12 protein-coding genes are annotated in these 13,363 nt (G+C 59.0%); 2 read left to right on the top strand and 10 right to left on the bottom strand.

Translation table 11 applies throughout. From position 1 onward, the window contains the following. Window positions 1-10: 10 nt before the first annotated feature. The 4 genes from kduI to R3X27_RS16455 form a co-directional block, all read right to left on the bottom strand. Window positions 11-847, bottom strand: coding sequence for a 5-dehydro-4-deoxy-D-glucuronate isomerase (gene kduI, locus R3X27_RS16470; protein WP_317709972.1), 837 nt, complete (start codon window positions 845-847; stop codon window positions 11-13). A gap of 489 nt (window positions 848-1,336) precedes the next feature. Next, window positions 1,337-4,807, bottom strand: coding sequence for a hypothetical protein (locus R3X27_RS16465; protein WP_317709971.1), 3,471 nt, complete (start codon window positions 4,805-4,807; stop codon window positions 1,337-1,339). Window positions 4,808-5,242: 435 nt separating this feature from the next. Further along, window positions 5,243-5,437 carry a hypothetical protein gene (locus R3X27_RS16460; protein WP_317709970.1) on the bottom strand — a complete coding sequence of 65 codons (195 nt, stop codon included), beginning with the start codon at window positions 5,435-5,437 and terminating at the stop codon, window positions 5,243-5,245. 172 nt (window positions 5,438-5,609) lie between these two features. Further along, the gene (locus R3X27_RS16455) at window positions 5,610-6,245 is read right to left on the bottom strand and encodes a hypothetical protein (RefSeq protein WP_317709969.1); all 636 of its coding nucleotides are present in this window, start codon (window positions 6,243-6,245) and stop codon (window positions 5,610-5,612) included. Window positions 6,246-6,989: 744 nt separating this feature from the next. Here R3X27_RS16455 and R3X27_RS16450 point away from each other — a divergent pair. Next, window positions 6,990-7,601: a transglutaminase-like cysteine peptidase gene (locus tag R3X27_RS16450; protein WP_317709968.1), complete on the top strand. Its 612-nt coding sequence runs from the start codon at window positions 6,990-6,992 to the stop codon at window positions 7,599-7,601. 108 nt (window positions 7,602-7,709) lie between these two features. Here the strand turns inward: R3X27_RS16450 and R3X27_RS16445 are convergent, their stop codons facing one another. The 6 genes from R3X27_RS16445 to R3X27_RS16420 all read right to left on the bottom strand — a co-directional run bounded on the left by R3X27_RS16445 (window position 7,710) and on the right by R3X27_RS16420 (window position 12,466). Continuing rightward, entirely contained in the window at window positions 7,710-8,204 is a 495-nt protein-coding gene (locus R3X27_RS16445) for a c-type cytochrome (protein WP_317709967.1), read from the bottom strand. Further along, window positions 8,164-9,387 carry a surface lipoprotein assembly modifier gene (locus tag R3X27_RS16440; RefSeq protein ID WP_317709966.1) on the bottom strand — a complete coding sequence of 408 codons (1,224 nt, stop codon included), beginning with the start codon at window positions 9,385-9,387 and terminating at the stop codon, window positions 8,164-8,166. The genes R3X27_RS16445 and R3X27_RS16440 overlap by 41 nt, the downstream gene beginning before the upstream one ends. Before the next feature lie 179 nt (window positions 9,388-9,566). Continuing rightward, entirely contained in the window at window positions 9,567-10,166 is a 600-nt protein-coding gene (locus R3X27_RS16435; protein ID WP_317709965.1) for a cytochrome c3 family protein, read from the bottom strand. Between the two features lie 391 nt (window positions 10,167-10,557). Further along, the gene (locus R3X27_RS16430) at window positions 10,558-11,166 is read right to left on the bottom strand and encodes an HdeD family acid-resistance protein (protein ID WP_317709964.1); all 609 of its coding nucleotides are present in this window, start codon (window positions 11,164-11,166) and stop codon (window positions 10,558-10,560) included. Between the two features lie 39 nt (window positions 11,167-11,205). Continuing rightward, the gene (locus R3X27_RS16425) at window positions 11,206-11,616 is read right to left on the bottom strand and encodes a cytochrome c (protein ID WP_317709963.1); all 411 of its coding nucleotides are present in this window, start codon (window positions 11,614-11,616) and stop codon (window positions 11,206-11,208) included. Window positions 11,617-11,827: 211 nt separating this feature from the next. Next, complete coding sequence (locus R3X27_RS16420; RefSeq protein WP_317709962.1) at window positions 11,828-12,466, bottom strand: SGNH/GDSL hydrolase family protein; 639 nt, start codon at window positions 12,464-12,466, stop codon at window positions 11,828-11,830. 101 nt (window positions 12,467-12,567) lie between these two features. On the opposite strand from R3X27_RS16420, the gene R3X27_RS16415 reads away from it, so the two are divergent. Beyond that, on the top strand, window positions 12,568-13,296 hold the full coding sequence (locus tag R3X27_RS16415; protein WP_317709961.1) for an STAS/SEC14 domain-containing protein: 729 nt from the start codon (window positions 12,568-12,570) through the stop codon (window positions 13,294-13,296). The last annotated feature ends 67 nt before the right edge of the window (window positions 13,297-13,363 follow it).

Raw genomic sequence — 13,363 nt, 5'->3', positions numbered from 1 at the left:
GGTCTCGATTTCAGCGAAGTTCCGGTATCGTAAGGTGATCCATGTCGTCGAAGACCTGGTTCTCACCGACCATCCCCCAGACAAAGGCATAAGCCTTGGTGCCGACGCCGCAATGGATCGACCAGCTCGGCGAGATCACCGCCTGTTCATTGTGGATCAGCAGGTGGCGGGTCTGTTTCGGCTCGCCCATCATGTGGAAAACGGCCTGGTCGGCCTCCACGTCGAAATACATGTACACTTCCATGCGCCGGTCATGCGTATGCGGCGGCATCGTGTTCCAGACACTGCCGGGCGCGAGCCGGGTGATTCCCATCGTGAGCTGACAGGTCGGTACGAGATCTGGCACGATATATTTGCGCAGGGTCCGTTCGTTGCAGTTTTCCGTGTCGCCCAGTTCCAGCGTGACAGCTTCGGATTTGACGATCTTGCGACTCGGATGGGTCATGTGCGCAGGCGCGCTGTTGTAATAGAAATGTGCCGGCTTGGCCGGATCCACGCTTCGGAACGTGATCTCTCTCGTTCCCATGCCGATATAAAGCGCCTCTTCGCTGTCGAGCGTGTGGACTGTTCCATCAGCCACAACGGTGCCGGCGCCACCGACATTGATGATACCGAGTTCCCGGCGCTCAAGGAAAAACTCGACGCCAATGCGCTTGCCATACTCGTCGGCAAGAGTCAGCGGAGCATCCGTCGGGACGATCCCACCAAGGATGATCCGGTCGATATGGCTATAGGTCATCGTGATTTCTGCGGGTCGGAAGACCTCCTCGACCACGAACTCACCGCGCAGCTGATCCGTATCCAGTTGCTTGGCATGGCCGCTGTGAATGCCCTGTCTGACTTCCATGTGCTTTCTCCTCCAGCCGGTCCGTCCCGAGCGGTTATCTCGGAGAGCGGTGCCGGACACGGTCACGTGAATCCTTCAATGTCCTGTCGGGCCGTCTTTCACCGGGTGGTCCTGCATGGTCCGGCGTGGAAGGCGCACATCAGGCGTCTCGGCAGGCAGCCCGGTGCGTCACTTCCCGATGGAAGGTGCTGTCCGATGGGTGCCTTGCTTTGCCAGATACACCAAGTTTTCACTCTTGGTCAATTGGATTTGTATATGAAAAAACAGAATCGGGGGCGCACCGGGTATCCCGGCACGTCCCCTGGCACTGCAAACCTATGTGAGAGCAGTTCTGCTCCGGAGGGGCACTACGGCATCCGTGCGTGAGTGGGGATGATGCCGTTCTCGGCAGAGCCTGCCCGCACCCCGTTTGCAGCGATCTTCTCCGGGCACTTTCCCGGATTCGTCAGGCCCGAAGGCCTGACGGTTTTTTCGTCCAACCGTTTCAACTTATGCGAAGTAGAAGTCGTCAGACGTGAGGAACTCGTCCACATCCAGAAGCGTGGCGAAGTGAACGTCATCATAGCTGAGCATCAAGTCGTCATCGGCCGTCACTTCCTGGGTCAGGTGGACATTGTAGTTGTCCGGATTGAGATCGAACCCGATCAAGCCCACGAAGTCCTCGTTCAGGGCGAAGCCTTCGACGCTGTTGAAGCCGAGCCCGGCGACATCGGTTGCTCCGTAGCCGAACACGGCCAGGTCGATAAAGCCGTCTCCTGCTCCGAGATCGAAGCTGTTGTCGCCCATTCCGACAAGAACATCGGCTTCCGCAGTGCCCGCTATCGCAACGCCAGCGCCATGAACCTCGACCTCTTCGTAGGACATGACCAGTTGCGCATCGTAGAGCGCCACAGGTTTCTGATCACCCTTGATATAGAAGGCGATGTCGAAATCCTCGGTCATGTTGAGGCCGTTGTCAGAGACCTCTCCGGCATCGGTCATCCATCCGGCGCTCAGCGCAAGCGGCGACACCCCGTCCCAGTCCAGCAGGTTGAGAACCGTCGTCATATCCGCACCCAGCGAATACTCTGCCTCACCGGATTGGATCGGCGGTGCGTCGCTCGGGTCCTGCGGGATGACAACGCTGGGAAGATCCTGCCCGTATTTGGTGGGCTGCAGCCTCCAACGTGGTCCGATGTCGTATTCCCCGGTCTCCTCATTGATATCGGCGGTGAAGGGCGCCCGGTCCATGGTCGTGTACCAGGCGCTTGTGAACCCATCCGTCAGGTCCGCGGACATCGCCCCGATCATCGAAAGCAAGCTTCCGTCGTCCGGAGCGTACAGCAGGCCGGAGTCACTGAAGGCGATCCCGGTGACGTTTTCGGGAACATGCGCGAGTTCGTCGTCCCAGGTCTGTTCTTCCTGGAGGAAGAAAGACGCAATCGACGTGTCGTCTTCCACCACCATGTCCGAAAGCTTCAGGCTGATGGCGTTGTCGCCGACATAGGTCGTGATCGAAGCGGCGATCAACGGGTTCGTTCCCACGGCCTCGTCGAAGGTGAACTCGGTTGGCGCATGCGTCACGACCTCACCCGTTTCAAAGACCTGCGCCGTGATGTCGCCAAACTCAACAAGGCCGGAGGCCGTGCTGGCATCGATCGCGGCCCAGCCGATGATCTCCTCAACATGCACATTCGTTCCAACGAGGAGGTCCTGGTTTTCGATCTCCTGCATGGCCAGGTCGAAACCTGTCTCGGTCACGTTGCAAGCGCGCATCACGACCCAGTCCTCGCCGTTATAGGTCTGGACCTGCAACAGGATACTGGGCGCCTCGTCGAAGGCCTCTTCGAAAGTGACGGACGCAAAGCCGTTCTCGGCAAGCATGTTCGTCTCGATCGTTCCAACCTCGATCCGGCCATCGGCCAGATCCCAGCTGCCCTCTTCGAAGGTCACGAGCGACACGGTTTCCGAGACGTCGTGGGTCCCGTCACACCCCTCCACTTCCTCGATAAAGAAGCTCGCGCTCACCGAAGACACGTCGGTAAAGCGAACCGTCGCGGGGTCTACGTCGCAGCAGCTCATCAGAGCGAACGCGACCGGGTTCTCGAATTCATGGCCCGCCTCGTAGGCGACAGTCCGGACCTCTTCCGTCATGTCGGCCACCTCCTGGACCGCACCGATTGCAAGCGACGTATTGCCCATCGCAAGCTCCGCCAGGGCAGGATCGCGCAGGACGGTGCCGGCTGGGTAGAACGTCCCATCGCCTGCATAATAGCCATCGGTCGAGACCCACTGGCCGAGCTCATTGACCTCATAGGTCGGCAAGGTTCCGATCGCGGCCTCGTTTTCGAAGTCTTCCGGACGGATCTGGTCGTTCGGGTTGTTGGTCACCGTGTGATTGACCACGAGTTCAGCAGCCGAGACGATGAAGAGATCGGCAAGGCCGTCTCCATTCGCGTCGTCGCTCCACTCGTCCGGGAGTTCGATTTTCGCGTCGATGCGAACATCGTTCGGACGCTTGATCGCGTTGCCCCAGCGATAGAGCAGCTTGCCATCATCCTTCAGCGTGACCGAGTAGTCGTCACCATAGGCGATGTCCTCGATGATCGAACTCTCGTTCGGCTTCAGGATATCGGCGATGCCGTAGGTCCCGAAACCATTGAGTTCACCGTCCCAGTAGTCGGCGACCCCGTCCATGTCGATATCCACGGCCACCACATTGCGCAGGGTTCCGTCGATCTCGATATCGTCCATGAAGGCATAGTAGGCATCGTCGACACCGTCGCGATCGAAGTCCTTGTAGAGCGTGACCGGAGCCTCAAGGCCCGCTCCTTCCTGCAGCGCTTCCACGAGTTCCTTCACGTAGAAGTTGTGCATGATGTCTTCGACGAGCGATGTGCTCGGCGCTCCGGTCTCGTCCACCGGCATGCCGTCTGCCCCGGTCCGGTAGTCGATGATCCTGAGATCATCGTCGAGCTGGTAGTACCCGCTCGTATCGCCGGGATATGCCTGATCGGACAGGATCTCCTGCATTACGGTGTAATGCTCGCTCGATGCCTTGACGAAGCTGCCGCCAATTCCTTCGAGCCAGGTTCCCAGGGTCGCAGGCACCGAGAACTTGTCGGTTGTCGCGTTCGAGACCAGCAACGTCGTGCCGTCCGCCGCCATGCCGGCCCAGCCCTCTTCGTAGACGCCGTCCAGGACCTTGTCCTGTGCGCCGATAAAGTCGGTCACGTAGAAGCCGAACTCACTGTCGATCGGGTTCATCGTAACGCCGTCGACAACCTTTGACGTGGTGAGGTCGAGGGAGTCGGGGTTTGTCCCGATCGTCTTTCCATCGAAGCTCACGGTGATGTCGTCGATACTGAAATGATAGAGATCGGACGCATAGGTTGCCGTTTCGGGATCTTGCAACAGAACATCGACCGGATTGGGCGCAACGGCCTTTCCATCTCCGTCGCCATCCCCGTCGCCGCTACCGGAGCCGCCATCGGGATTGCCGTCACCACCATGGCCGTCGCCGATGCCGTCGCCAGTGCCGTCACCGTCACCGTCGCCACCATCAGGATTGCCGCCGTCACCGTAGCCACTGCCGGTGCCCGTACCGCTTCCGCCGTCGGGATTGCCGCCGTCACCGTAGCCACTGCCGGTGCCCGTGCCGCTTCCGCCGTCGGGATTGCCGCCGTCACCGTAGCCACTGCCGGTGCCCGTGCCGCTTCCGCCGTCGGGATTGCCGCCGTCACCATAGCCACTGCCGGTGCCCGTACCGCTTCCGCCGTCGGGATTGCCACCGTCACCATAGCCACTGCCGGTGCCCGTGCCGCTTCCGCCGTCGGGATTGCCGCCGTCACCATAGCCACTGCCGGTGCCCGTACCGCTTCCGCCTTCGGGATTGCCACCTTCACCGAACCCGCTGGCCATAACTGCCGCGACTGCAGGATCGTCTGCATCGTCTCTCTCGGGCGCGTCAGGTGCAGCCATTTCTGCCGCAAGACTCGCGACGGAACTCCAGAGATCCGACGTCAAGATTGCTGTTGGCGCATCCGCCTCTTCGGCGGGCGACTCCGTGGTCGCGCTCGTCGGGTCCAGTATCTCGCCACGATTTGCCGCTGCGCGTCGGGAGGCGCCGGAAATAATGCTTTCCCATACGCCACTCAGATCATTCGCAGCGGTATCTTCTGTTTCAATGCCAAAAGGCGATTTTGAGCCAGCTGAGATGTCTGCAAAAAGCTGGCCGAACACTGTGTTGAATAGTCTTTGAAGATTTGCCATTTCCAACCCCTCTCGGAAATTGGAAGAACTGCATGGCTCAAAATCAGAACAAAAACAGCCTGCACGTCCTTCCATGGGCACAAGTGGCAGAGCCCGCTTCGCCGGGGCCTGCCTGTTCGATTTTCATAGTCCTTGCGTCGTCGATCAGTTCCCTCCCTCCTCTGTAATCACCTGGTTGTCGTCAGAAATGGCCCCGCGGGCCTGCGCAATCGCTTTGAAATGAGCGACATCACGCTTCAGATCGGCTCGGTCTTTTCCGAGTGGCTCGCCACAGGAATTGAGGGCGACCCAATGCCGGGTCGAGACGATCGCAAAATTGATCTGCAACGCCGTGATCATCGAACACGGAGCCTCCTGCAAATGCGGATTTCAATGGATATCTGGCTTTCAATTTAACCGGAGAGCATGCGCTTTCATCGCCGTCCTGGCTGTATCAAGCCCGCATCCTTTGGTCCGGCCCGAGAAAGCCGGGCCGGCCAACGAGTATTGTTGTCAACGAGCAGATTGCGCGTCAGCTTGACGTCGAGGGCTCAACGGGAAGCAAGATCTCACCGTCGCCATCATTGCCCTGCTGAGCTTGGCGACCGTTGCCACCATTTCCCTGCTGGTTCTGTTCGCGATCCCTGTCCTGAGATCCGCCACCATGATCGTCATCACCACTAGGGTCGTCGTCGCTCGCGGGCGGATCCACCGGTTCAGGCGCTTCCGGCGGTGGAATCACTGGTTTGGGATCGACCGGAGTTGCGACTTCCGGAGGTGGATCTTCCGGAGTTGGATCTTCTGGTTCGGGATCATCGTAGTGAACCTCCTCATCCCCACCAGGGTCTCCAGCCAGACGGCTTCCGCCCGCGCGGTTGCGCGTGGCCGTTGGTACGTCGCCTAGGATGTTTCCGAGACCAGGGCAGGACGAATTGAATTCATCCAGCAAGTCGACAAAGTCGCTCCGCCGCTGGATGTTCCGAACCAGACCGCGTGTTATCCCCGTGCAATTGCAGAGTTCCGATGCTCGCCCTTGATTGATTGCGGAGTTGCCAAAGGCAATCGTGCATTTGTCAAAGGGCGACTCGGCTACAGTGCCTGAGGGCACAGCCATGGCAAAAAGAAGCATCACACATGCCGGACTACGGACAAGCTTTCTGGCTTTCATATCTAGCCCCCCTATAAGAACAATTTCCCACGCGAAAGCGCGTAAGGAACAGTCCCTGCGGGCCTGTATGAAACAAGGTCCCACAGCCGCCGATTGTGGGTTCGCGCCGATGATTTCTTTAGACTATATGCAAGGTACAGTTTTGCTAAAGAGGCAGTTGAATGCAACTTACCCATACCTTGTATATATACCTGGAAGAAATGCTCCCAGCCCACTCAAGGCGTACTATAATAATATATCATACTTGCATGTTATAAAAGATGTACTTTGGTCAGGCCCAGTTTTTTTCGCAGTGGAGTTGGCCAGAGGAAAGGCCTGAATGGTGTGTTCGGCGACCGAAGGAATTTGAGTGTCCATTCCCAGTCGGTGACAGGTCCGAAGACCTGGCGATGTGTACGAATGCCAATTCCAAAATGTAGATTTTTCCCATCAGGTCGGTGTCACTGTTCCGAAGCTCTATCAGATCACGTCTGATCCGGCGGGATGCTCTGAAGCTCCCAACTATCGGGCCTGCCAGCTCCGTGCCGCTTGGTGTGGGGGGCGGATCCAACCAGTACTAGAAATCGGAAATGTGACCGCTTTTTGCCGGTTTTCGGCGGGTTTTCGCCAAAATCGTCCTCCAGTCAGGGATGAACGATATCTGCTTTTGCCGAATATTAACCGAACCGCTATCAACTCGGGCAAAATCGAGCACTGCAGTCAAGAACGGTCAGGAGAAGCCAGTTGACCTGTACGAGGGACGAAATGAGGAAGTCCAATGCGGGCATTCCTGACAGAACGAAGATGACGGCGGGAAGGATGTCTGTATTTTTCCTGGTCGCGCTTGCACTCAACATCCTGACAATAGGACCTGTTGATGCCTCGTCATACCTTCCCAACAGAGGGCTGGCCTCGGTGCCGCGAGCGGCCGTCAAGCTGTGCTCGGAATACAGCTGGGCCTGTTCCCGTAGTGGAAACCGGATGCCCGCGAGCAATGACGCACTCCGGTATGCCAAGAAGGTGAGTCGCTTGGTCAACCGCGGGACACCATCGATCTCGGATGACAGGCAGTACAAGGTCGAGGATCATTGGACGCTTCCCTCTCGGCGCGGCGGTGATTGCGAGGATCTTGCGTTGCTGAAGAAGCAGCAAATGATATCTCACGGCATTGCACCGGAGCGCCTCCTGCTGACGACCGTGCTGGACACCCGCGGCGGACCGCACGCGGTTTTGGTCTTCCGCACCGATCTCGGCGACTACGTGATCGACAATCTTACGGACGCTGTCCGCCCCTGGGACCGAACCGGCTATACGTTTCTGCGGATGCAGGATCCGTCAACGCCAAGCCGCTGGATTCACGTCAACACGAAAGGCTGAACCGCGCCGTTCGGATTGCTGAACGGAATGCGGTCAATGCGCTTGGCCCTATGGGGGCGCATTTGGCGGGGTGGTCCAAACGCCCTAGCCGGAGGTTTGCGATCTTGTCTAGCGCTGAATGGACTCCAGCCATGTGATAAGTTCCGCAACCGTTGGGGCAACTTCGACGTCACCTTCATCCGTCGATACGACCATCGAGGTGTTGGCCCGGAGTCGCTTCGTCCAGATCGGTTTTGGGGTGCCGTGGCTTTCTACGAGTTCGCTACCATCGATCTGACGGATCACCCGAGCCGAGGGAAACAGTCCCCCATTGGTTGCGGCGAGGCTCGTCAGGTCAGCGGCTTTCGTCGTCAGCAACGCTGCCATTTTTCCATCGCCTTTGGCATGATCCCCGTGGCAGCTTGAGCAATTGGTCCTGTAGAACGTCTCCCCTTCCTCTGCGGCGCATGGAGAAGCAGCCGTGATCGCCGCGGCTGCGATGGCCGCAGCCATGGTGCGTCCCGCCCAACAGGTTGTCTTGTGCGAGGTTCGCATGCAGGAGGGAACGGAGGCGTCTCCAATTTCAGAAGCGTTTTTCGAGAATTGCACCACAATACGTTTCATTTCTGTTCTCCCTTTCTATATTCGAGGTTGTTTTGGTGTAATGACAACTCACACGGAGGAAGGCCGCGTCGATATCCAGGTCGTTGAAGAGGACTGAAGCGCCCACATCCCAGACATTGTCCATTCGGACGATTCCGCTGTCCTGATCCTCCGCGTCATAATTTCGGATTCCGAACTCGGTCGACAGCTGCCCCATGATGCCTTGAGAAAGCGGCCAATCCATCATGGCAAAGGCTGACGGAGCGAAATACCGCTCGCTTGCCTGTCGGGGATTGTTCCTGTCGGTCAGCGCCACACCGAAGCCGTATCTGCCGTCTGTCCCCCGACTTCGCGAGTAGGCAAAGGAACCGCCGAAATCGGGGGTCCGGAACTCTGACTCATCCTCATAGAGACGTCGTCTCAGCCGGATGCAGGTTGACAGTGTTTCACTCTCAGACAGACGGTGGTGATAGTTGAGCCCCAGCCCCTGCGCGACGTGATCGTGGTGGTCTTCCGCCCCCGATCCGTCATAGGCGGCCCGATGCAGCACGGCTGAGACGCGCAGATTGCCAGAGTCGGCCCGATGCTGGAACGCCGCGCGAAGGCTCGCGCTCGTGCGGCCGAGATCTTCTTCAGGAAACCGGTCCCGATTCAGCGCGAAACCCAGAATGACGCGATCCTGCTCGCCCATATCGAAGCTGTAATCGCCGCGGAGCCCGACATGGGCCCGTGTCCCGGCTGAGTCGCCGGTGTCTTCGTCATTCGTGTGCCGCCAGAATCGGGTCCCGCACAGCCCTGCGGAGTGGCTGGTCGAACCGTGGAACAGCGCGGATGTCCTGTGGCTGTCGATATTCGAACTTGCCAGAACGCCAGCGGTGATCCTGAAAGACCACGGATCTTTTGGAGAGGTGGGGGAACCGGTTTCCCCGTCTTCCCTGTGACGTTCGAAATAGTCCTGCAGATCGACCGTCCCCAAACGCAAGGCTCTGCGTTGTTGTTGTTGTTGCTGTTGTTGGATTTGCTGCTGCTCCTGGGTCCTTTTCTGGTCCTGCGTCTGCGCTTGTTGTGTTTCGGCTTTCTGGTTTTGCCGTCCCATGGGCGTGGCAACGGCGAGCGTCGTCTGGGGCGCATCTCCGCCATGACAGGCCATACATTGCTGGTCCGTCAGTCCGGAGATCAGAGGATGGGCGGCCGGAAGGGTCATGTCCGCCGCGTGGCAAGCCGTACAATTCCCACCCATTGCCGGCATGGCCTCGGTCGCATTCGATGCCAGCAAACTTGCGAGTGCAGCGCAAATGGCAAGAATCGGAAGCTTAGGCGGAGGGGTGTTCAAACGCCCGGTGGGGCCAGACCCCGGCTCCGCTTCGGCATGTCCGCGACGGCCTACTCTTGGAAGAACGCGAAGTCGTGGCAGGTCGAACAGACATCGATCGGTTCCGAATGCTGGAAATGGCATAGAGAGCACTCCTCGAACATTTCGTCATGGGGAGAAATATGCGGATTTACGGGAAAGGAATCGCGCGTACGGGCGGCAAGTGCCTCTTGCGGTCCGTGGCACTGTGTACAGATCTGAATGGAGGTATCGATCATGGGAACGCCGTCGCCGTGGCATTGCTGGCAGCCGAGCCCGGCCAGAGCGTGGATATGATCGAGCGGCAAAATGCCTTTGATCGAAGATGCGGTCCGTCCTTCGGCATGGCATGTTCGACAATGAGCCAAATGCACATCGCCGGTCGGGGCGTGAGCGTCCGGCAGAACCCTTCGATCGAGATGGCAAACGGAACAAGGCGCAAGTACCGAGCTCTGAGTTCCGTCGTGGCCCGAAATCCGACCGCGCCCGAGACGAAGTTGCTTCTGTGCCCGTTCCTGATCACCTTCGGCGACGCCGTCAGGTGCACCCGCGAGAAGTAAAAGAAAGACCGTCAGCGATACACCTATCGCTCTCCAGCGGATCCGGATGTTCCCCGAGCCTTCCAAAACCAAGCACCCCGGCTGCCGGTTTGGGCAATTTACTTTGTGTGATCCACTCAATGAGGGGAAGAAAGACCGTGGTCTCGCCAGTCGATCCTGACAGGGTTGGATCGACTGATCGGAAGACCAGGTTCAGCCTCTCTTCTCGTTCACATCACGGATTCGGCAAATAAACCGTCCGGTCAGCAACCTTCAGACTCCCCTTGTCATAACTCCGACCATACATCGGATTACAGACCAAACAAGTTTGGATGTGCTTGCTGCTCAATCATTCACCAACTGTGTCCCAATGGACGAAACTGCCTTGAAGTTTCGCCCTTTGGGAGGCCGCAGCCCAGTCCGCAAGACCCGGCATGCTTCGTCTGGAAACTGATCCGGGCGGTGGTACTCCGCCGCGCCGCAGCTATCGGTTGACCTCACGCATCTGCAGCCGTTCATTTGCCCGCTTGAACCGCGTTGCCAGCCAGAACATCACAATGGCGATGGCAAGCGCGGCAAAAGCAATGGCCCAGCCGAGAGCGACGAGCCCCGATCCCGGCCAGAAGACAAGCACCAGTCCGATGAGCGAGGCCAGGATCGCGACACCGAGAGCCGTTGAACGTTCAGGGTCCCATTTGGGCATTTGTTGCCATGTGATCAGAGACCCGACGCCGATGATCAACGCCCAGGCGCCAAGAAGGACAAAGGTGATCCGCGCGGCGCCTTCGGGCCAGATCAGAAGCACCAGGCCAATCAGGATCGCGCCAATTCCGACGCCACCCGCGGCGCCTTTCCGTCCCAGGCCGAAGAGCGTCAACCCACCATCCAGAAGCAACAGCAATCCAACCAGTTGCAGCAGCAGAGAGATACTGCCGGTGGGCCAGAACAGCGCGGCAATCCCGACGGTTCCTGCCAGAATGCCGCGCAGGACAAACGTCCACCACAAGCCGGCGAGCCTGTCGCTCAGTGCTTCGCGGGTACGGGTCTGGCCCTCATCGACAATCTCTGCGTCAAACTGTTCCGGCGGTCTCATGGGGGGGGCTCCTCAAGGCAGATTATCGGCGCAACGTGTTCATTGCGCCTGCAAGGTCTCCAGATAGTCGACCAGATCGGCGAGCGTCTGACTCATCATGATCGGTTGCCCGCTCGGCATTCGCATCGTCACGTTCCTGCCGGCATCAAAAAACGCGCCGAAGAGCGGCATGTCTCCGCCATGCGCGAGGATCTGTGTCCGACCGTCGATCTTCATGGCAACGGTCGCGGTCGGAAAAACGCCCTCGTTTTGCGCGGCAAGGCCGGTCAGGTCCGGTGTTTCGACGGCAAGGATTTCCGCCATTGGTCCGGCGCCCTTTGCCTCGAAGCCATGACATTGCACGCAATAGGACATGTAGATGTCCCGTCCGGCGTCCGGATCCGTACCCTGTGCCGAGACGGCGCTTGCGCCAGCAGTCAACGAGACGATCAAGAGCGCTCGAATGTCCATTTGGACCACCTCCGATGATGGAATGGTAGCAATCTTGGCCTATGTCCGCACCACTTGCTTTGCGCGGCTGAAAACAAATCGTTGCACGATTCAGGACGGGTCGATTTGGGTCATCAGAAATCGTCCAGGCGCAACTCCTCAAGGTTCATGTGTCGCCAGGACTCCTGCTGCCCAATCCTGCAAGACGATGATCTCGTCGCCCTCGCTCAGGTCAAAAGGCCCTGACAGCATTGGCAACCGCTCTGCCGAGCAGGACATGCCCATCCGGGGCATAGTGGACGCCATCCACCGGACTGACTTCCAGGACGCGCCCGGCGTCGAGGAAACCGATTCCCCTGGCCCTAGCCAGGTTTTCATATAGCGGAGGAAGCGCGCCCGACACGGCTTCGCCGCCGTAGAATTCTCCGGCGAACGGTCCGCTTTCCTGCACGGGTGGAGGGCAAATGAGCAGAACCTTGAAGCCGTTGTGGCGGGTCTGCATGTCATCGCCAAGCGCAATATCCAGAAGACCTGCGATCCCGGCTGTCACTTTTTCAGCGGTCGCACCAAAGCGCGTCTTCACGTCATTCGTTCCAAGCATGAGCGTCATAACATCGATGGGGCCGTGGCTCTGCAAGGCGATCCTCAGCCCCGGTCGGCCGTCCATGAACGCCCCCATGATCGGATCTTCGAACTGGGCCGTTCGCCCGGGCAGCCCTTCCTCCACGAGGTTCCAGTCTTCTCCGAGGGCTGCGCTGGTCAGCTGTGGCCAACGGATCGACATGTCGTAGCGGGCATAGGTTCCCGGAGTCGTGATGGGCGGGGTGCCATGCGTGTTGCTATCACCGAAGCAAAGAAGGGTTTGTGACATGATCGTTCCGTTTCGCTTGTTTCTGCGGCACGTTGGGACTCAATGAAGGTGGGCGCAAGCCGTGACAGGCGCGACCAAAAAGGCAAAGGGAGTTCTCGACCATGATTACGATTGAAACGGGAATGAATGGCGCACTGATCGAAGCGACCATGTCCGGCAAGATTGTCAGCGCCGACTATAAAGGCGCGTTGGAGCCGGCAATTGAAGCCGCGCTGTCCGAGCATGACAGTATTCGCATGCTGGTTGTCGCCGGCGAGGACTTCGAGGGCTACGATCTTGGCGCCGCCTGGGCCGACACGAAACTCGGCCTGTCTCATTGGCGGGGATTTGATCGCATCGCCGTCGTCACCGACATTGGCTGGATGCGGACATCGGTTCGACTGGCCTCCCCGGTGCTTCCATGCCCCGTACAGGTGTTCCCGCTCGCAGAGGTTCAGCAGGCCCGCCTTTGGCTGCGGGAGTCCCTGGGCGCCATTCATATTGTCGACCTTGGTGGGCCGTGCGTGGAGGTGCGTTTGCTTGGCGACATTGATCCGGACGCCTACAGGCAGGCTGAGGGAGATCTCGATGCGCGGATCCGCGAGCGTGATGGCTTCCGTCTGTTGCTCGATCTGACCGAGTTCACCGGATGGCAAGGCATCTCCGCCCTCGCCGCGCATTTCAGCCTCGTTCGGGAACATGCGTCGCTGCCGGATCGCGTCGCCGTTATTGGCAACAAGGCCTGGCAACACATGGCGCAACGCTTCATGGGACAGTTTCTGAAAGCAGAGAGCCGTTTCTTTGACGAGGCCGACGCTGCGCAGGCGAAGGAATGGCTTACCTCACCCTGATCGGGGCGACCCAGCCGTAAAAAAGGCGGCGACACCAGGGAGGGGGTGTCGCCGCCTGTTCCGGAGA

The sequence above is a fragment of the Tropicimonas sp. TH_r6 genome (assembly GCF_033101155.1).
Taxonomy (GTDB): Bacteria; Pseudomonadota; Alphaproteobacteria; order Rhodobacterales; family Rhodobacteraceae; genus Tropicimonas.
The sequence above is the reverse complement of the archived record's forward strand: the minus strand, read 5'-3'. Positions and strand labels throughout refer to the sequence as shown.

Coding starts and splice junctions, on each gene's coding strand:
- R3X27_RS16455 (WP_317709969.1), bottom strand. CDS start 6,245: ATGAAAGCCAGAAAGCTTGTCCGTAGTCCGGCATGTGTGATGCTTCTT.
- R3X27_RS16440 (WP_317709966.1), bottom strand. CDS start 9,387: ATGACCCTTCCGGCCGCCCATCCTCTGATCTCCGGACTGACGGACCAG.
- R3X27_RS16425 (WP_317709963.1), bottom strand. CDS start 11,616: ATGGACATTCGAGCGCTCTTGATCGTCTCGTTGACTGCTGGCGCAAGC.
- R3X27_RS16450 (WP_317709968.1), top strand. CDS start 6,990: ATGAGGAAGTCCAATGCGGGCATTCCTGACAGAACGAAGATGACGGCG.
- R3X27_RS16445 (WP_317709967.1), bottom strand. CDS start 8,204: ATGAAACGTATTGTGGTGCAATTCTCGAAAAACGCTTCTGAAATTGGA.
- R3X27_RS16460 (WP_317709970.1), bottom strand. CDS start 5,437: ATGATCACGGCGTTGCAGATCAATTTTGCGATCGTCTCGACCCGGCAT.
- R3X27_RS16430 (WP_317709964.1), bottom strand. CDS start 11,166: ATGAGACCGCCGGAACAGTTTGACGCAGAGATTGTCGATGAGGGCCAG.
- R3X27_RS16415 (WP_317709961.1), top strand. CDS start 12,568: ATGATTACGATTGAAACGGGAATGAATGGCGCACTGATCGAAGCGACC.
- kduI (WP_317709972.1), bottom strand. CDS start 847: ATGGAAGTCAGACAGGGCATTCACAGCGGCCATGCCAAGCAACTGGAT.
- R3X27_RS16465 (WP_317709971.1), bottom strand. CDS start 4,807: ATGGCTGCACCTGACGCGCCCGAGAGAGACGATGCAGACGATCCTGCA.
- R3X27_RS16420 (WP_317709962.1), bottom strand. CDS start 12,466: ATGTCACAAACCCTTCTTTGCTTCGGTGATAGCAACACGCATGGCACC.